Origin of the sequence: Herbaspirillum rhizosphaerae, from assembly GCF_001189965.1 — a bacterium.
GTDB classification, from domain to species: Bacteria; Pseudomonadota; Gammaproteobacteria; order Burkholderiales; family Burkholderiaceae_D; genus Herbaspirillum; species Herbaspirillum rhizosphaerae.
Genome location: NZ_LFLU01000005.1, coordinates 104189 through 124416, shown reverse-complemented (window position 1 = coordinate 124416; position 20228 = coordinate 104189). Strand labels below are relative to the sequence as shown.

Below are 20228 nucleotides of genomic sequence, written 5' to 3'. Positions count from 1 at the left end.
AAAAAATCAGTACTCGCCGACCCTGAGAATCTTCAGGGCATTGGTGCCGCCGACTTGTCCAATCGGCTCACCCCAGGTCACGACGATCAAATCACCCTTTTGCACAACGCCTTGCGCCAGCAGTAAGTCCTGCACGCCCTTCAACACCACTTCGGTGTCGGTGGACTGCGCCAGTTCGAACGTGCGCACATTGCGGAACAGCGCGGCCTTCTGGCGCGTCGCGACATTGGGGGTAATGGCAAAAATCGGTACATCAATGTTATGACGGCTCATCCACAGCGCAGTGGAACCGGACTCGGTCAGCGCCGCAATCGCCTTCACGCGCAGGTGATGCGCGGTGAACAACGCGCCGTACGCGATCGACTGGTCGACACGGGTGAATTGCAGATTCAGGAAGTCTGCATCGAGCTTGCAGTCTTCGGATTTTTCCGCCGCCAGACAGATGGCCGACATGGCTTCCACGGTTTCCACCGGGTACTTGCCCGAAGCCGTTTCGGCCGAGGTCATCACGGCGTCGGTGCCGTCCAGCACGGCGTTGGCGACGTCGGAAACTTCAGCGCGCGTCGGCACGGCGTTGACGATCATCGATTCCATCATCTGCGTGGCAGTGATGGTCAGCTTGTTGGAAGCACGCGCCATCTTGATCATGCGCTTTTGCAGACCCGGCACGGCAGCGTTACCGACTTCCACGGCGAGATCGCCGCGCGCGACCATGATGCCGTCGGAAGCGTCGAGAATCTCCTGCAGCAGCGGGATCGCTTCGGCGCGTTCGATCTTGGCGATCATCAATGGCTTATGGCCATACGGCTCAGCGGCCACATTGCCAAGCTGGCGCGCCATTTCCATGTCGGTCGCGTTCTTCGGGAACGACACGGCAACGTAGTCGGCCTGGAAGCTCATCGCCGTCTTGATGTCGTCCATGTCCTTGGCCGTCAGTGCCGGTGCCGACAAACCGCCGCCCTGGCGGTTGATGCCCTTGTTGTTGGACAGTTCGCCGCCGATCTTGACGACCGTGTGGATCTCGTTGCCCATCACGCGTTCGACCACCAGCACGATCAGGCCGTCGTTGAGCAACAGCACGTCGTCGCCCTTGAGGTCGCGCGGCAATGCCTTGTAATCGAGGCCGACGCGCTCCTGATTGCCCATGGTGCAATCGGCGTCGAGAATGAATTTGTCGCCGTTGTTGAGGTTGATCTTGCCGTTTTCAAACTTGCCGACGCGAATCTTCGGGCCTTGCAGGTCGGCCATGATGGCGACCTTGACGCCACAGGCGTCGGCCACTTCGCGCACCAGCGTGGCGCGGTCGATATGATCCTGCGCCTTGCCGTGAGAGAAGTTCAAGCGCACCACATTCACACCCGCCTTGATCATGCGCGTCAGTGTCTCTCTGTCGCTGGAAGCGGGGCCGATGGTGGCGACGATCTTGGTTGCTCTTTGCATGAAAATCTTTCTCTGACCGTGGTTGAAAAGCTCGTTGTCTCGTTATCTTCGTGGGCGCTGCGTCGTAATTTAACGACGACTTATTGCGCACGCTGCATCAGAATTTCCACTGCCGGCAGGGTCTTGCCTTCCAGGAACTCCAGGAAAGCGCCGCCGCCGGTCGAAATATAGCCGACCTTGTCGGTGATATCGTATTTGGCGATCGCCGCCAGCGTGTCGCCGCCGCCGGCAATCGAGAAGCCCTTGGAGTCGGCAATCGCATGCGCCAGCGCCATCGTACCTGCGCCGAACTGATCGAATTCGAACACGCCCACCGGACCGTTCCAGACGATGGTGCCGGCCTTGGCCAGCTGCGCCGCCAGAATTGCCGAGGTCTTCGGACCGATATCGAAAATCATGTCGTCGTCGGCCACATCCCTGGCGTCCTTGACCGTCGCCACTGCGGTCGGCGAAAACTCCTTGCCGCACACCACGTCGACCGGAATCGGCACCGATGCGCCGCGCTTGGCCATCATCTCAATGATGGCCTTGGCTTCGTCGACCAGATCAGCCTCGACCAGCGACTTGCCGATCTTCAGGCCGGAGGCCAGCATGAAGGTGTTGGCGATGCCGCCGCCGACGATCAGGTTGTCGACCTTGTCGGCCAGTGCTTTCAGGATCGTCAATTTGCTTGAGACTTTGGAACCGGCGACGATCGCCACCAGCGGACGCGCCGGCTGGTTCAGGGCCTTGCCCAGCGCATCGAGTTCGGCGGCCAGCAACGGGCCGGCGCAAGCGATCGGTGCGAACTTGGCAATACCGTAGGTTGTTGCTTCAGCGCGGTGCGCCGTGCCGAAAGCGTCGTTGACGTAAACGTCGCACAGCTTGGCGATCTTTTGCGCCAGCTCGTCGCTGTTCTTCTTTTCGCCCTTGTTGAGGCGGCAATTTTCCAGCAGCACGACCTGGCCGGGCGCGACGTCCACGCCATCGGTCCAGTCCGATACCAGTTTGACTTCCGCGCCCAGCAATTCCGACAGACGCTTGGCGACCGGCGCCAGCGAATCTTCCGGCTTGAACGCACCTTCAACCGGGCGGCCCAGGTGTGATGTCACCATCACCGCCGCGCCGGCGTCGCGCGCCTCGCGAATGGCCGGCACCGAAGCGCGAATGCGCGTATCTTCGGTGATATTGCCTGCATCATCCTGCGGCACGTTCAGATCGGCGCGAATAAAGACGCGCTTGCCTTGCAGTTGATTGGAAGAGATGAGATCGCTGAGTCGGTTGAATTTCATTTTTCGCAGAATCGAAGGTGGGGCAAAAACGCGTTATTTTACTCTACCCGCCCTGCTCCCAGCATGGTTTTCGGAGGGGAATCAGGGAAACGCGACAAGGAAAACCGCCATAATGCCCATCAGCGCCTACATGAGGGGCTACAGCGCCAGACGCAGCACCGTGAACAGTGTCATCCCGGCAACAATCGTTCCCAGCAGATGCCGCGTCGCCATGAAAAAGAGGCCGCCGCCGATACCCGCCAGCAACTTGGGATTGGCCCAGTTGATATCCACCGCACCGCCCGACGTCACCAGATCCGGCATCACGATCGCCGCCATCGCCGCTGCCGGCGCATAACCAAGAGCATGCTGCAGCTTGGGCGGCAGCTTGACCGCATGGCCGAACAGGAAAAAGCCGCTGCGGGTCAGCAAGGTCGACATCGTCAACAAGACTATAGAAACCCAAACGTCGAAGGCGTTCATTCTTTTTCCTTAACGATAAATTTATCCGCCAGCATGGCGGCGGCCATGCCGATCACGACCGCCAGCAACAAACCCAGCCGGTACGGCAGATTGATTGCCACAACGGCAACCGCGCCGGACACGATCACGCCGGCCAGCGCTGCACGGTTGATGACCATCGGAATCATGATGGCGATCAGCGCCAGCGTCCCGGCGAAGCCGATGTTCCAGCTTTCGGGGATCTGGCTGGCCAGCAGGATGCCGACGATGGCGCCGACCTGCCAGGCAAACCAGCCCGGATAGCAGACTGCCTCGAAAAAGCCCAGCTTGCCGGCCGGCTGATGCACCGTATGCGCCGGGAAGCGCTGCGGGAAGAATCCCATGGAAATGTCGCCGTTGAAGTAGCCGTACCAGACGCGGCGATACCAGGGCAAATGGGCGAAATGCGGCGCCACGGCGGCGGAGAAGATGACGAAACGGAGATTGACGATCATGGCCGTCAGGAAGATCACGATCAGCGGCGTATGCGCCGCCAGCAGCGGCAGGACGGCGAATTGGGCGGATCCGGCGTAGACGGTGAGCGTCATGGCCAGCGATTGCCAGATGGTCATGCCGGACTTGACCATCGCCATGCCCGACACGATCCCCCAGGCCAGCACGGCAGGAATGGTCGACGCGCTGGCGCGCCAGCCTTCCTGAAACGCCTCTTTCTCGATACGTCGCGCCTGCGCCTTTGCCTGTGCATCCGCGGCTGCGGCAGATCCTGCTGTCGGGTCAGATCGACTGTCCCCGGCGTCTGTCTCCTTGTTCATTTCGCCCTGATCGTTTTTATTGAGAACTTGCTACATAGCATTTTTACGTAGTTCGAACATTTTATAGATGAAACTTTTTACGCGCTTGTTCCGTTAAAATGTGGACTTCGCAGCGTTGACCGCAGCTTTACCATTCATCGGAGACTTTCATCATGTCCATGGCAGACCGCGACGGAAAAATCTGGAAAGACGGCGCACTGATCGACTGGCGCGACGCCACCATTCACGTACTGACCCACACGCTGCATTACGGCATGGGCGTATTCGAAGGCGTGCGCGCATACAAGACGCCGCAGGGCACGGCGATTTTCCGCCTGAAGGAACATACCCAGCGCCTGTTCAACTCGGCCAAGATTTTCCAGATGGAAGTGCCTTTCGACCAGGCCACCATCCTCGAAGCGCAACGCCAGGTGGTGCGTGAAAACAAACTCGAATCCTGCTACATCCGCCCGCTGATCTGGATCGGCTCCGAAAAGCTCGGCGTGTCCGCCAAGGGCAACAAGATCCACGTCGCCATCGCCGCCTGGCCATGGGGCGCCTATCTCGGCGAAGACGGCATCACCAAGGGCATCCGCGTCAAGACTTCGTCCTTCAGCCGCCATCACGTCAACGTGTCGCTGGTGCGCGCCAAGGCGTCGGGGTACTACATCAATTCCATCCTCGCCAATCAGGAAGCGCTGGCCGACGGCTACGATGAAGCGCTGCTGCTGGACACCGACGGCTACGTGTCGGAAGGTTCGGGCGAAAACGTCTTCATCGTCAAGAACGGCAAGGTCTACACCCCCGACCTCGCGTCCTGCCTCGACGGCATCACGCGCGACGCCGTGCTGACCATGGCGCGCGATCTCGGCATAGCCGTCATCGAAAAACGCATCACGCGCGACGAAATGTACTGCGCCGACGAAGCCTTCTTCACCGGCACTGCCGCTGAAATCACGCCGATCCGCGAACTCGACAACCGCACCATCGGCAACGGCGGGCGCGGCCCGATCACCGAAAAGCTGCAATCCCTGTTCTTCGACGTCGTGTCCGGCAAGGCGCCGCAGTATCAGCACTGGCTGACGCTGGTCTGATATCGGCTACCCTGAACGCATACACTGAACGAATTTCCTGAATTACTGCATCACATTTAAAGCACCCAGCAACGGAGAATCACATGAGCCAAGTTCAACAAACCCAGCCAGTACAACTCGACGGCAAAGACCTGCCGGCGCATTGCCCGAATCCAAACATGCCGCACTGGTCGTCGCACCCGCGCGTGTTCCTCGAGCTGGACGCGCACGGAGCCGCCAAGTGCCCCTACTGCGGTACGCAATACCAGTTGAAACCTGGCGCCGTCGTCAAGGCTCACTAAGCACAACGACACGCCATAGCGACACAGACAAAGAGGGCCACCAAGAATTGACTGGCCCTCTTTGCTTTTTCCTCCGGAGAAAACATGCCACGCGCCAAACTGATACAAGGTTCACCCGACGAAGTTGAAGCGGCCTATTACGACGCGCTCGCCAGGGCCGATCTGGAAGCCCTGATGGCATTGTGGGCCGAGGATGAAGAAATCGTCTGCGTCCATCCCGGCGCGGTGCGCCTGATCGGCCACGTGGCGATACGCAACTCCTGGGAAGAAATCCTGGCGCGCGGCGGCTTGCATATCCAGCCGCGCCAACTGCATGCGGCGCACACGATGACCACTGCGGTCCACAACGTCATCGAAGATATCCAGCATCCGGAAAACGCCCGCGCCGACGTGCACGTGATCGCTACCAACATCTACATGAAAACCGCGCAAGGCTGGCGCATCGTCACCCACCACGCCTCGGTGGCGCCGGGGCCTGCGCCGACGGAACCGGTGACCGAAACGATGCTGCACTAGCCTGCCGAATACCTTGCGGCGGGAAATCCACCCGCTGCCGCCGCAACACGTTGCTGCCGTCCTTCGGCGCTTCCTTTGATATACGTAAGAAGTCAGATGCAATACTCCGCACCCCGCTGGCTCCCCGGCGGCAACCTGCAAACCATTTATCCCGCCACCTTCATCGCCAAACCGCCGGTGCGTTTCCGGCGCGAGCGCTGGGATACGCCTGACGCCGATTTCATCGACGTCGACTTTGTCGACGGCCAGCCGGGGCAACCGCTGGCAGTACTGTTTCACGGGCTGGAAGGCTCGTCGGACAGCCACTACAGCCGCGCCTTCATGGCCGCCGTCGCCGCACGCGGATGGTCCGGCGTGGTGCCGCACTTTCGCGGCTGCTCCGGCGAGATCAACCTGGCGCCGCGCTTTTATCATTCCGGCGACAGCGCCGAACTCGACTGGATTTTGCAGCGCCTGGCGAGCCACCGCAGCACCATCGGCGCGGCGAAGTTTTACGCAGCAGGCGTATCGCTGGGCGGCAATGCCCTGCTGCGCTGGCTGGGGGAATCTCAACACCAGGCGGAGTTCATCGACGCCGCCTGCGCCATCTCGGCGCCGCTCGATCTGGCCGGCGGCGGCGCTGCGCTGGCGAGCGGCTTCAATCGCATCTATTCGCACGTGTTCCTGCGCACCATGCGTACCAAGTCGCTGGTCAAGCTGAATCAATTTCCCGATCTGTTCAGCCGCGATGCGCTGATGCAGGCGCGCGACCTCTACACCTTCGACAATATCGTCACGGCGCCGCTGCACGGCTACCGCAACACCGAGGACTACTGGGACCGTGCCAGCGCCAAACACATCCTGCACGACATCACCGTGCCGACGCTGGTGCTGAATGCGCAGAACGATCCCTTCCTGCCGGCGCGCTATCTGCCGCAAAGTGCAGCGGCCTGCGTCAAACTGGAATATCCTGCAGAAGGCGGCCATGTCGGCTTCGCCACCGGCGCGCCGCCGGGCAAGCTCGACTGGCTGCCGCAGCGCATGCTGCATTTCCTCGAAGGCAAATAAATCTATGGATGAGATCGTCCGGCAAGCCATGGCCAAGTGGCCGAACGTGCCGCATTGCTTCGGCTGGCTGATGCTGGACGCGCGCGGCAACTGGCGCATGCGCGACGAACGCGCGCAACATCTCAAGCTGCCGGGCGACAAGATCCTTCATCCGGCGCTGCTGGGCTTCATCAACCGCAATTACACGCATGACACCGAGGGCCGCTGGTATTTCCAGAATGGTCCGCAGCGCGTCTATGTCGATCTGGAGATCTCGCCCTATATCGTCCGCACCGATCCGTCGGCAGGCTTCGTGCTGCACACCGGCGAGACGCTGCCGATGCCGTCGCAGGCATGGCTGACGCAGGAGGGACGCTTGCTGTTGGTTGCAGGAGAAGTTGTCGCCGCGCTGGACGACAGAGACGCCGCCGGCGTGCTTGCCGCCCTCACGCTGGACGGCGCTCCGGCCAGCGACGAGCAAATCATGGCATGGCTGGAAGGCAAACACCGCGGCGCGCTGAGCCTGCCGCATGGCGGACAGGTTCTTGCCTTGCAATGGACTGCAGCAGAGAACCTCTCGGAACAATTCGGCTTCGTCGCCCAACCGCGTGCCGCGGAAGAAACGCAAACCGCAAACTGACCGCTCGCCTCGCCCGGCTTATCCGCGCCCTTTGGTTTCCTTCATTTCTTCTTTCCACTGCTCTTTGAGGTCGCGTTCACGCGCATCGATCATCGCCTGATCGTAGAAGGTCGCGTCCGGCGCCGTGCGCGCAATACCCAACTGCTCAATCGCCGCCGGCAAACTGCCGGACAAGAAGTAGGATTCCGCCAGCGCCATATGCTGCAAGGCCTGCTTGCCCTGCGCTGCGTATGCTTTGGCGAGCAGATTCTGCACCGCCACTTCGCTGCGATAGAGTTGCGCCTGATCCCGCAGATACGTCACCGCCTGGTCGTAGCGGCGGCTTTCAATCAGCGCGTCGGCGTATTGCCGCGCCGCCATGCGCGAGATGGGAAACTGTTTACGCAAGGTATCGGCAATCTTGAGCGCCTGCTCGGGCTGCTTTTTGGCGATCTTGATGTCGATCTCCAGATTGCTGAACAGGATGCTCGGCACCATCGGCTGCGACGCCGCACGCGCTTCTTGCAACAAGGCATCCGCCTTGTCGTAGGAACGCTGCAGGTAGGCGGCATACGCCAGCCCGTACTTGGACACCATGATCTGCATCTTGGTGTTCTGGCGCAATTGCGATTCGAAGTAAGCCTGCGCGTCGCGCACGCCCTGCGCCGAATTATCCTGCAACAGCCGCACGCGGGCGCGGATCAGCTGGAAGTCGGGGTTGTCTGCACGCTGCTTGTAGCGCTGGTCGCGAATGCGCGCCTGGATGTCGGCGATACGTTCCGTCGTCAGCGGGTGCGTCAGCAGGTAAGGCGGCAAGGAGTCGCCGAAATTGCGCGAAGCGCTTTGCAGGCGGCCGAAAAACGCCACCATGCCGGAGGTGTCAAAACCGCCGTCGCGCAGAATCTGCAAGCCGACACGATCGGCTTCGCGCTCGGCATCGCGGCTGAAATTCAGCTGCCGCTGCATCGCCACGCCGGTGCCGCCCATCATGGTCGCCATGGCGGCGTCGCCACCCACCTTGGACACACCGGCCAGCGCGCCGAGCACGATGGAAGCCAACTGGATCATGGAATTTTGCTTTTGCTGTCCGATCATGCGCGCGATATGGCGCTGCGCGACGTGGCCGATTTCATGCGCCAGCACGGACGCCAGTTCCGATTCGCTTTGCGCCGCCAGCAGCAAGCCGGAGTGCACGGCGATAAAACCGCCCGGCAAGGCAAACGCATTGAGCACCGGATCGCGCACGGCGAAGAAGAAGAAATCGTAACCGGCTTCTCCACGCACATCGGGGCGCACCGACACCAGATTCGAGCCGAAGTTGTTCAAGTATTCGAGCAACGGACCATCGTCGAGATAATCCGGATCGTGCCGGATCTCCTTCATGATCTGCTCGCCCAGCTTGCGCTCCATCAGCGGCGACAAACCTTCGCGCTCGGTGTCGCCGAGCGTAGGCAAGGTTTGCGCTGTACTGAGGTTGGGCGCCACCGCCAGAGGCAGGCTCGCCAGCGACAAGGCCAGCGCCGCCAGCAAGGGGCGCAAGCGAAAAAAACGATGCCGTGACGGTGTAACGGTATTGCTGGTTCGGGCGGGGACGACTGGCTGACGCATAGGGACAATGAAATAGTTACCTGCGATGCCTGCTATGATACTCGCAGTATTCACTGCTCCGACATTCTGCCGCCATGACTTCTTCCACGACCATCCATTCCGACGCTGACAATCATCAGAACAATCAAGGCCTGACGCATTTCGACCAGGGCGGCCAGGCGCACATGGTGGATGTCGGCGGCAAGGCTGAAACGCACCGCGTCGCCATCGCCAGCGGCGCCATCCGCATGAAGCCCGAAACGCTCGCGGTGATTCAATCCGGCACCGCGAAAAAGGGCGACGTGCTCGGCATCGCTCGCATTGCCGCCATCATGGCTTCCAAGCGCACCAGCGATCTGATTCCGCTGTGCCATCCGCTGGCGCTGACGCATGTTTCGGTAGAGTTTGACATCGACCAGGCGCAATCGAGCATCGGCTGTACCGTGCGTGTGGAAACGCAGGGAAAGACCGGCGTCGAGATGGAGGCGCTGACTGCAGTGCAGGTCGGCCTGTTGACGATTTACGATATGTCCAAAGCCATCGATCGCGGCATGGTGATGACGGACATCCGTGTGCAGGAAAAACACGGCGGCAAATCCGGATCGTGGTCGCAGGCGTGACCTTGCATTAGCCTGGACGGGCTGAAATTCAGACATAAAAAAAGCGTGCCGGTATGCACGCTTTTTTTATGTCTGCAAGAAAATCACTCTCGGCAGTTTTCCGGCGCGTATTGCGCTGGCAAGGTGCCTGGATGATCTGCCGCGCCCAATGCACGGCAGGCCCAGCTAGTGGCGCCGGTGGTGACGGTCGGCACCAGCACCAGGGTTTTGTCGCTGGCGTCGCTGCCGATCTTGCCGAAAGTAATTGTGATGACGCCGCCGTTTGCAGCGGTCGTGGTTCCGTCGGCAATTTCGATCTTGGCCACATTGGATGTCCCGGTAAAGCTATAGCCGGTTGCCGCCTGATTGAAGGCGGTTCCGCCTCTTGCCATGATGGTTTCCGTCACCGCCATTTTTGCCGGCGCCGCCAGATTGATGCCTTCTGCTACCTTGGCGCGGATGAGATGGTCGCGATATTGCGGAATCGCCACCATGGCCAGAACGCCAACGATAGCGATGACGATCATCAATTCAATCAGGGTGAAACCGGTTTGTGTATAACGTGCGGACCGTGTTGCTTGCATATTGTTTTCCTATTACAAAAAATAGATTTCTCGGGAGCGTCGCCTGGCGATCTGTCCATCGCCGCGGTTTTCTCTCCGGCAACGCCTTACTCCCCGCATGGATCATATTCGCCAACGGCAAATTTGTGAACATTTTTATAACCACGCGGGCAAGGCGGGATAGCGCCGAAACGCAGCACGCCTTGCCTGCCGACATCACGCCGCTTGCTTGTTCGCCCTGCGCGCCAGTAAGCTACCGACGATCACTACGCCGACGGCGCCGATCAGGCCCGGCAGGCTCAGATGCAATTGCAGACCAGGCACCGTAAATTCGTGGTGCGGCAGATAGGTCTGCACCCAACCCCGGATCGCCACGTCGGAAATGATCATGCCGCCCGCCAGGTAACCGAGCAGCGCCGCGCCCAGCGTGATGATCAGCGGCGCCTTTTCCATCAGCTTGAGCACCAGCGTGCTGCCCCAGACGATGATAGGAATGCTGACGAGAATGCCGAACACCACCAGCAACAACTGATGCTCGCCGGCGGCCTGTTCGGCCGCGCTGGCGATGGCGATGACGTTGTCCAGGCTCATCACCAGATCGGCCACGATGATGGTCTTGATCGCTGAAAACAATTTGTCGCTGCCGCTGATTTCTCCATGACCGTCGTCATCGCTCAACAGCTTGGTGCCGATCCAGAACAGCAGCACGCCGCCGACCAGCTTGATATAGGGCATCTGCAGCAGGCTTACCGCAAACGCGATCAGTACGATGCGAATGGCGATGGCGCCGAACGTGCCCCACAGGATCCCGCGAAAACGCAGGTTGCTCGGCAAGTTGCGACATGCCAGCGCGATCACGATGGCATTGTCGCCACCGAGCAAAATATCAATCAGGATGATCTGGCCGACTGCAAGCCAATTCAACTCCAGTAAAAAATCCATTAACCGTTCCCCCAAATATTATGCGGACATCAGGAGCTGCTAACAAAATGTCGCTGGCAAGGCGCGCCGACGCAGACAGTACGCAGGTACCTCAGTTAAGCTGAAGCGGGATGTGCAACGCCGCCAGCGGCATTTTGTTAGCAGCTCCAAGCAATATGGGGAGCCGGAGCTCCCCATATTGGTATGTCACCGGTCAGGCCGGGAAGTTCTGCCGATACTGCAACAACTGCGACAAATCCACCCAGCCTGCCGTTTGCTTGCTATCGCAGCAGACGAATTACAGAACCGACTTCAGCAGACGCGCCATTTCGGAAGGATTGCGTGTTGCCTTGATGCCGCACTCTTCCATGATCGCCAGCTTGGCTTCGGCAGTATCGGCGCCACCGGAGATCAACGCACCGGCGTGGCCCATACGCTTGCCTGGAGGCGCAGTCACGCCGGCGATGAAGCCGATGACTGGTTTCTTCATGTTTTCCTTGACCCAGTACGAAGCGTTGGCTTCGTCAGGACCGCCGATTTCACCGATCATGATGACGGCGTCGGTGTCAGGATCATCATTGAATGCCTTCATGATGTCGATGTGCTTCAGACCGTTGATCGGGTCGCCGCCGATACCGACTGCGGACGATTGGCCCAGACCCAGTGCTGTCAGCTGACCGACGGCTTCGTAAGTCAGTGTGCCCGAACGCGACACCACGCCGATACGGCCCTTTTTGTGGATGTGGCCTGGCATGATGCCGATCTTGATTTCGTCCGGTGTGATCAGACCTGGGCAGTTAGGGCCCAGCAGCAGCGTCTTGCTGCCAGCCTTTGCCATGCGGTTTTTCAGTTCCAGCATGTCGCGGACAGGAATGCCTTCAGTGATACAGATGGCCAGGTCCAGATCGGCTTCAACGGCTTCCCAGATGGCAGCGGCTGCGCCGGCCGGCGGAACGTAGATCACGGAAACAGTCGCGCCGGTTGCCTTCTTGGCTTCGGAAACATTCGCGAAAATTGGAATGCCTTCGAAATCTTCGCCAGCCTTTTTCGGGTTCACGCCTGCAACGAATGCATTCTTGCCGTTCGCGTAGTCGCGGCACATGCGTGTGTGAAATTGACCGGTTTTGCCGGTGATACCTTGGGTGATGACTTTGGTGTCTTTATTGATCAGAATCGACATAGCTATTCCTTGTCCTATTATTTACCGTTGGCTGCAGCAACAACTTTTTGCGCAGCTTCTTCCATGCTGTCTGCCGAGATGATAGGCAGGCCGGAGTCGGCCAACAGCTTCTTGCCGATTTCTTCGTTGGTGCCCTTCATGCGCACGACCAGCGGCACTTTCAGGGACACAGCCTTGGACGCAGCGATCACGCCTTCGGCGATCACGTCACAGCGCATGATGCCGCCGAAGATGTTGACCAGGATGGCTTTCAGTTCTGGGTTCTTCAGCATGATCTTGAATGCTTCGGTAACCTTCTCTGTTGTTGCGCCGCCGCCCACGTCCAGGAAGTTGGCAGGCTCGCCGCCGAACAGCTTGATAGTGTCCATGGTTGCCATGGCCAGACCAGCGCCGTTGACCAGGCAGCCGATGTTGCCGTCGAGGGAGATGTAAGCCAGGTCGAACTTGGAAGCTTCGACTTCAGCCGGATCTTCTTCGTCCAGATCGCGGTAAGCGACGATTTCCGGATGACGGAACAATGCGTTGGAGTCGAAGTTGAACTTCGCGTCCAGAGCGATGACCTTGCCGTCGCCGGTCAGGATCAGCGGATTGATTTCGGCCAGCGATGCATCGGTTTCCCAGTATGCCTTGTACAGACCTTGCAGTTGCTTGCGTGCATCAACGACGGAAGCAGCTGGAACGCCGATCTTGGTGGCGATGCTGTCAGCGTCGGCGTCGGTCAGGCCGGTCGATGGGTCGATAGCGATCTGGTGAATCAGTTCCGGATGGCTTTCCGCGACTTCTTCGATGTCCATGCCGCCTTCGCTGGAAGCCATCAGGACCACACGTTGGCTCACACGGTCGGTGACCATGGAAACGTACAGTTCTTTCTTGATGTCAGCGCCTTCTTCGATCAGCAGGCGACGCACCTTTTGGCCTTCCGGGCCGGTTTGGTGAGTGATCAGCTGCATGCCGAGGATCTGGCTGGCGTATTCCTTGACTTGCTCCAGGGACTTGGCAACTTTCACGCCGCCGCCCTTGCCGCGGCCACCCGCGTGGATTTGCGCCTTGACGACCCATACCGGACCGCCCAGCGTTTCAGCTGCCTTGACAGCGTCTTCGACGGATTGGCACGGAATGCCGCGTGGAACGGTCACGCCGAATTGGCGGAGGATTTCTTTGCCCTGATACTCGTGGATTTTCATGGGAGCTTCCCTTTAAGACACTATTAAATAAAACTTACTGGATTGAAATCCGGCTGGCGGCAACACCGCGCGGCGCGAATGGAGGCAAGAACCCGCGATTGCGCAGCCCGCCCGAAAGGGGACGCGCTGAAGCCGGAAAGCCTCGCGGATTGCTTAATAGAAGGTACAGACAGTGCGTTGGGCATAGAGAATGCCATTTGATCAACATTAATCGTTGTCGCATTGCGTGTCGTCATCGCAAAGATTGCCATGACAGCCGCTAATGCGGCGCAGCAAAAACCCGGAGATTTTAGCACAGCTCGGCCGGACTAGGCAGTAGGATCGGCTGCTACGAGGTATTTTGCAGAGATTAACGCAGAATAAAGGCGGGGATGGAATCGAAGCGTCACTTGGGATTTTCCCCCGTCCGACGATGCGCTTATCGAGGTATCACGACGCGAGACCATCTCGCTCAGTCGTCGTCATGCTGCACCTCGTTCCAGGCGGTTTTGACCGCAACCTGGATTGCGCGATGCGAAAAACCGCGCTGCTGCAGGAAGCGCATGCACTTGGCGCGTTCGCCGGCGTCTGTCGGCGCTTCGGCGTACTTGCGACTCAGCACCTCGCGCGCGCGTTGCGTCTCGCCTTGCGCCAGCTCAAGCTTTGCATCACCCAGCGCCTCGCCGTCGATTCCATGGCTTTTCAGCTCGGACAAGATACGATTATTGCCGTAGCGGCCCGCGCGGCGATGCACCAGCGATTCGGAAAAGCGTTCTTGAGAGAGGAATTTGGATTCTTGAAGCCAGTTGAGCAGGGCTTCGATATCGTCGTCATCTTGCGCGTAAGGGGTTAGCTTACGCGCAAGTTCCAGACGACTATGCTCACGTGAAGAGAGATATTTGAGCGCTCGTGCCTTCAGGCTGAGTTGCGGCCTGGGCATCGGTTACACCGTCGCGATCGTTGCAACCGACAAGACCCGAGCGAAGTACAACGACATCAGGATTCTTCTGCAGCTACGTTCTTTGCAGAACCTTTTCCAGTCGGCGCCGGTGTCGCAGCGGCTGCGCCTGCGCTACCAGCGGCCAACTCAGGAACGCCCAGGGAAGCGCGCACCTTGTTTTCGATTTCGCGTGCCAGTTCAGGACGTTCTTTCAGATAATTGCGAGCGTTGTCCTTGCCCTGACCAATGCGTTCGCCGTTGTAGCTGTACCAGGCGCCCGACTTTTCAACGATCTTGGCGTCGGAGCCCAGATCGAGGATTTCACCTTCGCGCGATGTGCCTTCTCCATAAAGAATGTCGAAGTGCGCTTCGCGGAACGGCGGCGCCACTTTGTTCTTGACGACCTTGACCTTGGTTTCGCTGCCGATGACCTCGTCGCCGGACTTGATCGAACCGGTACGGCGAATGTCCAGACGGACGGAAGCGTAGAACTTCAGCGCATTACCGCCGGTAGTCGTTTCCGGGTTGCCGAACATGACGCCGATCTTCATGCGGATCTGGTTAATGAAGATGACCGTGGTGTTGGTACGGTTGATGCTGCCGGTCAGCTTGCGCAATGCTTGCGACATCAGACGTGCCTGCAAACCCGGCAGGGAGTCGCCCATGTCGCCTTCGATTTCAGCGCGCGGCGTCAGTGCTGCGACCGAGTCGATGACGATCAGGTCCACACCGCCGGAGCGCACCAGCGCGTCGGTGATTTCCAGCGCCTGTTCACCGGTATCCGGTTGCGAGATCAGCAGATCGGACAGATTGACGCCCAGTCTCTGTGCGTAGGTCACGTCCAACGCATGTTCTGCATCGATGAAGGCGCAGGTGCCGCCGATTTTTTGCATTTCGGCAATGGCTTGCAGCGTCAGCGTGGTTTTACCGGACGATTCAGGACCGTAGATTTCAATCACGCGGCCACGAGGCAGGCCGCCGACGCCCAGAGCGATGTCCAGTCCCAGGGAACCGGTCGACACGACCTGGATCTCTTCGACAACCGCGCCATCTTCCATGCGCATGACCGAGCCTTTGCCGAACTGCTTCTCGATCTGTGCCAGAGCAGCGGCTAGCGCTTTGCTCTTTTCTGTACTACTGGCATTCGTGGCTTTTTTGTCGTCCATATGGTTTCTTTCAGCAAGAGGAGTCGTCTACATCAGTTAAACGATACTGTATAAAAAAACAGTTGTTCTTGCAAGTTCTTTTTCTGCTGTTGCAGATTTGCGTTAAAAACAACGCCGTCGGCGGCGGCGGTTGAAGTCGCGCCTTGGTGAAAGAAAGCAGCCTGCATCTGATGTCTGTTAGTATCGGCACCCCGATTATAGCCTCCCAGCCAAGGCCGCCTCGCCACCCTTATGTTGCGACACGGCAAAGAAAGCGGAACAAAACGACGCACCTCAGTGAGGAAAATGTCTTCAGCCTCTATAATTTGAACAAATTGCGTTAAATACCCGTTTTTTTCGTGGGTATTCACCATATCTGATATACATTTCTAGCTAGTAATATTACGTTTTTCGTATCCCCCCTTATGACCCTGGTTCCATTCAGCCGTATCAGCAGCCTGCGTTCGCTCATCATTGATGACATGCCCACCATGCGCCAAAACATCCGCATGCACCTGGGGCAGCTTGGCATCACGAAAGTCGACCAGGCCGGCACGCCCGACGAAGCGATCCGCTTCGTGGAAGCGGCCGCCTACGATCTGATCGTCTGCGACTACAACCTGAACAAGGAAACCAACGGTCAGCAGTTGCTGGAATTCTTCCGCACCCAGCACATGCTGCCGCCGACCACCATGTTCATCATGGTGACGGCGGAAAGCGGCTACAACCTGGTGGCCAGCGCCGCCGAGTTCCAGCCTGACGCGTACATGCTCAAGCCGCTGACGGCATCCAAGCTGGCCGAGCGCATCGATCGCCTGCTGGAAAAACAGAACGCCCTGCTGCCGATCAACGAAAAACTCAAGCGCAAGGACCAGGCCGGCGCCATCGTCGAGTGCGACAACGTACTGAAGGTTGCGCCGAAGTGGATCGTCGACATCCTCAAGACCAAGGGCAGCCTGCTGATCGAGCTGCGCCGCATCGAGGAAGCCCGCGCAGTCTATGCGCAGGCGCTGGAAATGCGCGACGATCTGGTCTGGGCCAAGGTCGGCATGGCGCGCTGCAATATCGTTGCGGGCCAACTGGATGACGCCAAGGTGCTGGTGCAGGACGTGCTGGCGCAGAATTCGCAATACATCGAAGCCTACGACCTGCTGGCGCAAATCGAAGAAGCCCAGGGCAACCAGAATGAAGCGTTGGACGCCTTGTCGCGTTCGTCGGAAATCATTCCGTCCGCGCGCCGCAGCCGTCTGGTCGGCGACGCCGCATACCGCGTCGGCGATCTGGAGCAGGCCAAGACGGCCTTCGACCGGGTACTCAAGCACACCAAGGGTTCGCTGACGGCGCAACCGAGCGACTTGCTGACGCTGGCGCAAGTGCACGTCGACACCGGCGATGCCGAAGGCGCGCTGGAATTGCTGGCCACGGCTCCCAAGCGCTATGCCGAATCGAAGATGTTCACCTCGGCGCAATCGGCGGTCGCCGCCCAGGCGCACGTGCAGCGCGGCGACATGATTTCCGCCGAAAAGGAATTCGAAAGCGCGATGCGATCGGCCGGCGGCGTGCCGTCCGAAATGGCCACCCTGGCGCTGGCGCGCGCAGCCTTCTCGATGGGCCGCGATGACGAAGGCGCAGAGCTGATCTCCAAGGCCGTCAAGTCGGATCACGAAAACAAAACGCTGCAGGCGCTGGCGCGCAAGGTGCTGATCGACAGCGGCCGCGAAAACATGGCCGACGAACTGGTCGACGGCGCGGTCAAACAGTGCATGTCCATCATCTCGGAAGCCAACGCGCTCATGCGCAGCGCCAAGCCCGACGAATCGCTGGCCAAGCTGGAAGAGGCGCTGCACAGCATGCCGGAAAACACCGGCGTCCTGATGGCTGCCGCCCAGCTGCATCTGCTTTGGATGAGCCAGCGCGGCATCAATCAGGAATACGTCAAGCGCGTCAATCGCTACCTCAACACCCTCGATCGTCTGATACCGGGCAACGACCGTGTCAGCAAGATGCATAAATTCTTACGCGAAGCGGTAGCAAAAGCCGCTCAGAAAAGCTGAACATGGACCCCAAACTGGCTGCGATCATTGTCCACGACATCAAAAATTCACTCGGCGTTCTCGAAGGCCAGCTGCGCATGCTGGCTGACGGCGCCACAGACGAACGCGCCGGCCAGGCGCACACCACTTGCCTGACCCTGCAAGAAAAACTGATCGGCTTCCTGACCTTGTACAAGGCCTCGTCGCAAGGTCTGACTGCGCAAGTCGACGCGCTGTCGCCCCAGGATTTCCTGGAAGGATTGCTGCGCCACCTGACCATCAATCAGACCGGACTCGAAGTCGTCATCAACCAGGAAGGCATGCCGGTAATCGCCTTCTTCGACGAAAACCTGGTCGGCCTGGCGCTCGAAGCGGCGCTTCAGAACGCCACCCGTTTCGCCCGTACGCGCATCGAGCTCGGCTGCCATAAAGATGGCGGCGGCATCGTGTTCAGCGTGCGCGACGACGGTCCCGGCATCGGCACGCACGAAGCCAAGCCGTCGACCGGCCTCGGCATGGATCTGTGCAAAGCCATCGCCGGCGCCCATCACAAAGGCGACAAGAAAGGCGAAGCCCTGCTCGCCAATCATCCCGACGGCGGCGCCCAATTTGAGCTGCGCCTGCCTTAATTTCCCCGACTTCACCCGGCGCCCGCCTGCCGCGCGCCGGTTCGTTCCTCACCATCTCCTTGAAACACATGCGCTGAGCAAATAAGCAAGCGCGAAAAAAATCGTTCTTTTCGCCGGACTTCGTCCGTAGAGTCGATCCCAAAGCGGCTGCAATTGCCTGTCAATTGCCGGCCCGGATTCGATCAGAAAAAGGAAAAGAACAACATGAAACGCCGTCGCCTGCTCCAGGCCATCGCCCTGTTGAGCGCCAGCGGCAGTGCAAGTCTTACATTGCCCGCCTTTGCACAAAACGCAAAAGTCACACCGCTGCGCATCGGTTATCAGAAATCGTCGACGCTGCTCACCATCATCAAGAGCAACGGCACGCTGGAGAAACTGCTGGCGCCGCTCAGCGTCAAGATCAGCTGGCACGAGTTTTCCAGCGGCCTGCCCTTGCTGGAAGCGCTCAACGTCGGCGGCGTCGATCTCAGCGCCGACGTGGCCGATACCGTGCCGGTGTTTGCGCAGGCAGCCGGCGCCAAACTGACCTACGTGGCGCAGGAAGCTCCCTCGCCGTCGGCGCAGGCCGTCATCGTGCGCGCCGATTCAACGATCAGGACGGTGGCCGACCTCAGGCGCAAGAAGATCGCCGTCACCAAGGCGGCCGGCGTGCATTACCTGTTGATTGCGACGCTGGAAAAAGCCGGCCTGAAATTCAGCGACATCGACGTCGCCTATCTCACCCCGGCCGATGGGCGCGCGGCCTTTGAGCGCGGCAGCGTCGACGCCTGGGTTACCTGGGATCCGTTCCTCGCCGGCGTGCAGAAGCAAACGCCCGTGCGCGTCCTCTCGGATGGTCGCAATGTCGCCGACTATCAGCGCTATTACCTGGCGTCGACGCCGTTTGCCGAGGCGCATCCCGATGTGCTGGCCATCGTGTTCAACGAACTGAAAAAGACCGGGTTGTGGGTGCGCCAGTATCCCAAGGAAGCTGCGACCTTCCTGGCGCCGCTCTGGGGCCTGGATGCGCCGACCATCGAACTGGCGAACAGCCGTCGCAGCTACGATGTGCGCGCGGTGGTGGTGAGTGCGCTGGGCGAACAGCAACGCATCGCCGATACGTTTTTCGCTGCCGGCCTGCTGCCGAAAAAGGTCAATGCGACCGACGTGGCAATCTGGAAACCGGCTTAAAGAAGCATATGGATTGGCTCGACGCAACCACCGCGGCACTGGCGATCATCGCCGTACCGCTGGCGTTGCGTTTTCCCTTGCGTACAAAAGAAGATTCCTTGCCCTTCTCGTGCGACTGCACGGCGAAGGACGTCAAAGACGTAGCGGATTCAACGGGCCAATATCGAACGATTCCTCAGGAAGAAGAGCCGGCGCAAGAACGGCAACCCGACAGACGGCCGCCGTCTCACTTCGGCCCGCGCTAAGGCGCAAGAGACGCCGACGTCCGATTTGTCATGCAAGGCTGGCGCGCACGCTGATGTCGGCCTTCAACACCTTTGACACCGGACACCCTTTCTTTGCCGCATCGACGGCCTGGTCGAACTTGGCCTGATCCGGATTCTGCAATTTGGCCTTCACGTCCAGCACGATGGACGTGATGGAAAAACCGTCCTCGACCTTTTCCAGCGTCAGCGTGGCGTTGGTGTCGATGCGCTCGACGCCGAGACCGGCCTTGCCCAGGCGACTCGACAAGTCCATGGAAAAGCAACCGGCATGCGCCGCCGCGATCAGTTCTTCGGGATTGGTGCCGACGCCGTTTTCAAAGCGCGTGGAAAAAGAATATTGCGTTGCGTCCAGCGTCTTGCTCTCGGTGGTCAGTGATCCCTTGCCGTCTCTCAGACTGCCGTTCCAGACGGCGGAAGCTTGTCGTTGCATGGTGTTCTCCTTTGTACAAAACACCATCATGCGGCTGTGGCGAGCCAAGCGGCATCGGACAAGCGCGCAACCGGGCGTAGGAGAGCAGGAAGCGGCGCTGCATAAAAAAAGCCGCTCCGGAGA

At 59.6% G+C, this 20228-nt stretch carries 23 protein-coding genes; 10 read left to right on the top strand and 13 right to left on the bottom strand.

The window, feature by feature from the left end:
- Positions 1–6: 6 nt before the first annotated feature.
- From pyk to AKL25_RS09520, 4 genes are all read right to left on the bottom strand, one after another.
- Positions 7–1440: a pyruvate kinase gene (gene pyk, locus AKL25_RS09535; protein WP_050477417.1), complete on the bottom strand. Its 1434-nt coding sequence runs from the start codon at positions 1438–1440 to the stop codon at positions 7–9.
- An 80-nt stretch (positions 1441–1520) separates the two neighbouring features.
- Positions 1521–2711: a phosphoglycerate kinase gene (locus AKL25_RS09530; protein WP_050477416.1), complete on the bottom strand. Its 1191-nt coding sequence runs from the start codon at positions 2709–2711 to the stop codon at positions 1521–1523.
- A gap of 138 nt (positions 2712–2849) precedes the next feature.
- Positions 2850–3173 carry an AzlD domain-containing protein gene (locus tag AKL25_RS09525; protein ID WP_050477415.1) on the bottom strand — a complete coding sequence of 108 codons (324 nt, stop codon included), beginning with the start codon at positions 3171–3173 and terminating at the stop codon, positions 2850–2852.
- Complete coding sequence (locus AKL25_RS09520; RefSeq protein ID WP_050477414.1) at positions 3170–3964, bottom strand: AzlC family ABC transporter permease; 795 nt, start codon at positions 3962–3964, stop codon at positions 3170–3172. The genes AKL25_RS09525 and AKL25_RS09520 overlap by 4 nt, the downstream gene beginning before the upstream one ends.
- Positions 3965–4116: 152 nt before the next feature.
- On the opposite strand from AKL25_RS09520, the gene AKL25_RS09515 reads away from it, so the two are divergent.
- The 5 genes from AKL25_RS09515 to AKL25_RS09495 all read left to right on the top strand — a co-directional run bounded on the left by AKL25_RS09515 (position 4117) and on the right by AKL25_RS09495 (position 7500).
- The gene (locus AKL25_RS09515) at positions 4117–5037 is read left to right on the top strand and encodes a branched-chain amino acid transaminase (protein ID WP_050477413.1); all 921 of its coding nucleotides are present in this window, start codon (positions 4117–4119) and stop codon (positions 5035–5037) included.
- Between the two features lie 83 nt (positions 5038–5120).
- Positions 5121–5318, top strand: coding sequence for a zinc-finger domain-containing protein (locus tag AKL25_RS09510; RefSeq protein WP_007878625.1), 198 nt, complete (start codon positions 5121–5123; stop codon positions 5316–5318).
- A gap of 84 nt (positions 5319–5402) precedes the next feature.
- Positions 5403–5834, top strand: coding sequence for a YybH family protein (locus AKL25_RS09505; RefSeq protein ID WP_050477412.1), 432 nt, complete (start codon positions 5403–5405; stop codon positions 5832–5834).
- 96 nt (positions 5835–5930) lie between these two features.
- A complete protein-coding gene (locus AKL25_RS09500; protein ID WP_050477411.1) occupies positions 5931–6881 on the top strand; it encodes a YheT family hydrolase in 951 nt (316 codons plus the stop codon).
- Positions 6882–6885: 4 nt separating this feature from the next.
- Entirely contained in the window at positions 6886–7500 is a 615-nt protein-coding gene (locus tag AKL25_RS09495) for a DUF2946 family protein (RefSeq protein WP_050477410.1), read from the top strand.
- Between the two features lie 18 nt (positions 7501–7518).
- Here the strand turns inward: AKL25_RS09495 and AKL25_RS09490 are convergent, their stop codons facing one another.
- Complete coding sequence (locus AKL25_RS09490; RefSeq protein ID WP_050477409.1) at positions 7519–9087, bottom strand: beta-barrel assembly-enhancing protease; 1569 nt, start codon at positions 9085–9087, stop codon at positions 7519–7521.
- Positions 9088–9161: 74 nt separating this feature from the next.
- Between AKL25_RS09490 and moaC the strand changes: the two genes are divergently transcribed.
- On the top strand, positions 9162–9686 hold the full coding sequence (gene moaC / locus AKL25_RS09485; protein WP_050477408.1) for a cyclic pyranopterin monophosphate synthase MoaC: 525 nt from the start codon (positions 9162–9164) through the stop codon (positions 9684–9686).
- 83 nt (positions 9687–9769) lie between these two features.
- On the opposite strand, the gene AKL25_RS24745 is transcribed toward moaC, so the two are convergent.
- The 7 genes from AKL25_RS24745 to AKL25_RS09450 all read right to left on the bottom strand — a co-directional run bounded on the left by AKL25_RS24745 (position 9770) and on the right by AKL25_RS09450 (position 15951).
- Positions 9770–10249 (bottom strand): pilin, encoded by a 480-nt coding sequence (locus AKL25_RS24745; protein WP_050477407.1) that lies wholly within the window; start codon positions 10247–10249, stop codon positions 9770–9772.
- Positions 10250–10444: 195 nt separating this feature from the next.
- Complete coding sequence (locus tag AKL25_RS09475) at positions 10445–11170, bottom strand: TerC family protein (protein WP_050477406.1); 726 nt, start codon at positions 11168–11170, stop codon at positions 10445–10447.
- A gap of 277 nt (positions 11171–11447) precedes the next feature.
- A complete protein-coding gene (gene sucD / locus AKL25_RS09470; protein ID WP_050477405.1) occupies positions 11448–12329 on the bottom strand; it encodes a succinate--CoA ligase subunit alpha in 882 nt (293 codons plus the stop codon).
- A 17-nt stretch (positions 12330–12346) separates the two neighbouring features.
- Complete coding sequence (gene sucC, locus AKL25_RS09465) at positions 12347–13513, bottom strand: ADP-forming succinate--CoA ligase subunit beta (protein WP_050477404.1); 1167 nt, start codon at positions 13511–13513, stop codon at positions 12347–12349.
- Between the two features lie 451 nt (positions 13514–13964).
- On the bottom strand, positions 13965–14432 hold the full coding sequence (gene recX / locus AKL25_RS09460; RefSeq protein ID WP_050477403.1) for a recombination regulator RecX: 468 nt from the start codon (positions 14430–14432) through the stop codon (positions 13965–13967).
- A 56-nt stretch (positions 14433–14488) separates the two neighbouring features.
- Positions 14489–15598 carry a recombinase RecA gene (recA, locus tag AKL25_RS09455; RefSeq protein WP_050477402.1) on the bottom strand — a complete coding sequence of 370 codons (1110 nt, stop codon included), beginning with the start codon at positions 15596–15598 and terminating at the stop codon, positions 14489–14491.
- 32 nt (positions 15599–15630) lie between these two features.
- Positions 15631–15951: a hypothetical protein gene (locus AKL25_RS09450; protein WP_050477401.1), complete on the bottom strand. Its 321-nt coding sequence runs from the start codon at positions 15949–15951 to the stop codon at positions 15631–15633.
- Positions 15952–16002: 51 nt separating this feature from the next.
- Here AKL25_RS09450 and AKL25_RS09445 point away from each other — a divergent pair, with 51 nt between their 5' ends.
- The 4 genes from AKL25_RS09445 (at position 16003) to AKL25_RS09430 (ending at position 19654) form a co-directional block, all read left to right on the top strand.
- Entirely contained in the window at positions 16003–17631 is a 1629-nt protein-coding gene (locus tag AKL25_RS09445; protein ID WP_050477400.1) for a tetratricopeptide repeat-containing response regulator, read from the top strand.
- 2 nt (positions 17632–17633) lie between these two features.
- Complete coding sequence (locus tag AKL25_RS09440) at positions 17634–18239, top strand: sensor histidine kinase (protein WP_050477399.1); 606 nt, start codon at positions 17634–17636, stop codon at positions 18237–18239.
- Between the two features lie 204 nt (positions 18240–18443).
- Positions 18444–19409, top strand: coding sequence for an aliphatic sulfonate ABC transporter substrate-binding protein (locus AKL25_RS09435; protein ID WP_050477398.1), 966 nt, complete (start codon positions 18444–18446; stop codon positions 19407–19409).
- Positions 19410–19417: 8 nt separating this feature from the next.
- Complete coding sequence (locus tag AKL25_RS09430; protein WP_050477397.1) at positions 19418–19654, top strand: hypothetical protein; 237 nt, start codon at positions 19418–19420, stop codon at positions 19652–19654.
- A 28-nt stretch (positions 19655–19682) separates the two neighbouring features.
- Here AKL25_RS09430 and AKL25_RS09425 read toward each other — a convergent pair whose 3' ends face one another.
- The gene (locus AKL25_RS09425; RefSeq protein WP_050477396.1) at positions 19683–20105 is read right to left on the bottom strand and encodes an OsmC family protein; all 423 of its coding nucleotides are present in this window, start codon (positions 20103–20105) and stop codon (positions 19683–19685) included.
- Positions 20106–20228: the final 123 nt, after the last annotated feature.

Excerpts from the sequence above, each read along its gene's own strand:
- pyk (WP_050477417.1), bottom strand. The coding sequence starts at position 1,440 with ATGCAAAGAGCAACCAAGATCGTCGCCACCATCGGCCCCGCTTCCAGC.
- AKL25_RS09530 (WP_050477416.1), bottom strand. The coding sequence starts at position 2,711 with ATGAAATTCAACCGACTCAGCGATCTCATCTCTTCCAATCAACTGCAA.
- AKL25_RS09525 (WP_050477415.1), bottom strand. The coding sequence starts at position 3,173 with ATGAACGCCTTCGACGTTTGGGTTTCTATAGTCTTGTTGACGATGTCG.
- AKL25_RS09520 (WP_050477414.1), bottom strand. The coding sequence starts at position 3,964 with ATGAACAAGGAGACAGACGCCGGGGACAGTCGATCTGACCCGACAGCA.
- AKL25_RS09515 (WP_050477413.1), top strand. The coding sequence starts at position 4,117 with ATGTCCATGGCAGACCGCGACGGAAAAATCTGGAAAGACGGCGCACTG.
- AKL25_RS09510 (WP_007878625.1), top strand. The coding sequence starts at position 5,121 with ATGAGCCAAGTTCAACAAACCCAGCCAGTACAACTCGACGGCAAAGAC.
- AKL25_RS09505 (WP_050477412.1), top strand. The coding sequence starts at position 5,403 with ATGCCACGCGCCAAACTGATACAAGGTTCACCCGACGAAGTTGAAGCG.
- AKL25_RS09500 (WP_050477411.1), top strand. The coding sequence starts at position 5,931 with ATGCAATACTCCGCACCCCGCTGGCTCCCCGGCGGCAACCTGCAAACC.
- AKL25_RS09495 (WP_050477410.1), top strand. The coding sequence starts at position 6,886 with ATGGATGAGATCGTCCGGCAAGCCATGGCCAAGTGGCCGAACGTGCCG.
- AKL25_RS09490 (WP_050477409.1), bottom strand. The coding sequence starts at position 9,087 with ATGCGTCAGCCAGTCGTCCCCGCCCGAACCAGCAATACCGTTACACCG.
- moaC (WP_050477408.1), top strand. The coding sequence starts at position 9,162 with ATGACTTCTTCCACGACCATCCATTCCGACGCTGACAATCATCAGAAC.
- AKL25_RS24745 (WP_050477407.1), bottom strand. The coding sequence starts at position 10,249 with ATGCAAGCAACACGGTCCGCACGTTATACACAAACCGGTTTCACCCTG.
- AKL25_RS09475 (WP_050477406.1), bottom strand. The coding sequence starts at position 11,170 with ATGGATTTTTTACTGGAGTTGAATTGGCTTGCAGTCGGCCAGATCATC.
- sucD (WP_050477405.1), bottom strand. The coding sequence starts at position 12,329 with ATGTCGATTCTGATCAATAAAGACACCAAAGTCATCACCCAAGGTATC.
- sucC (WP_050477404.1), bottom strand. The coding sequence starts at position 13,513 with ATGAAAATCCACGAGTATCAGGGCAAAGAAATCCTCCGCCAATTCGGC.
- recX (WP_050477403.1), bottom strand. The coding sequence starts at position 14,432 with ATGCCCAGGCCGCAACTCAGCCTGAAGGCACGAGCGCTCAAATATCTC.
- recA (WP_050477402.1), bottom strand. The coding sequence starts at position 15,598 with ATGGACGACAAAAAAGCCACGAATGCCAGTAGTACAGAAAAGAGCAAA.
- AKL25_RS09450 (WP_050477401.1), bottom strand. The coding sequence starts at position 15,951 with ATGGTGAATACCCACGAAAAAAACGGGTATTTAACGCAATTTGTTCAA.
- AKL25_RS09445 (WP_050477400.1), top strand. The coding sequence starts at position 16,003 with ATGACCCTGGTTCCATTCAGCCGTATCAGCAGCCTGCGTTCGCTCATC.
- AKL25_RS09440 (WP_050477399.1), top strand. The coding sequence starts at position 17,634 with ATGGACCCCAAACTGGCTGCGATCATTGTCCACGACATCAAAAATTCA.
- AKL25_RS09435 (WP_050477398.1), top strand. The coding sequence starts at position 18,444 with ATGAAACGCCGTCGCCTGCTCCAGGCCATCGCCCTGTTGAGCGCCAGC.
- AKL25_RS09430 (WP_050477397.1), top strand. The coding sequence starts at position 19,418 with ATGGATTGGCTCGACGCAACCACCGCGGCACTGGCGATCATCGCCGTA.
- AKL25_RS09425 (WP_050477396.1), bottom strand. The coding sequence starts at position 20,105 with ATGCAACGACAAGCTTCCGCCGTCTGGAACGGCAGTCTGAGAGACGGC.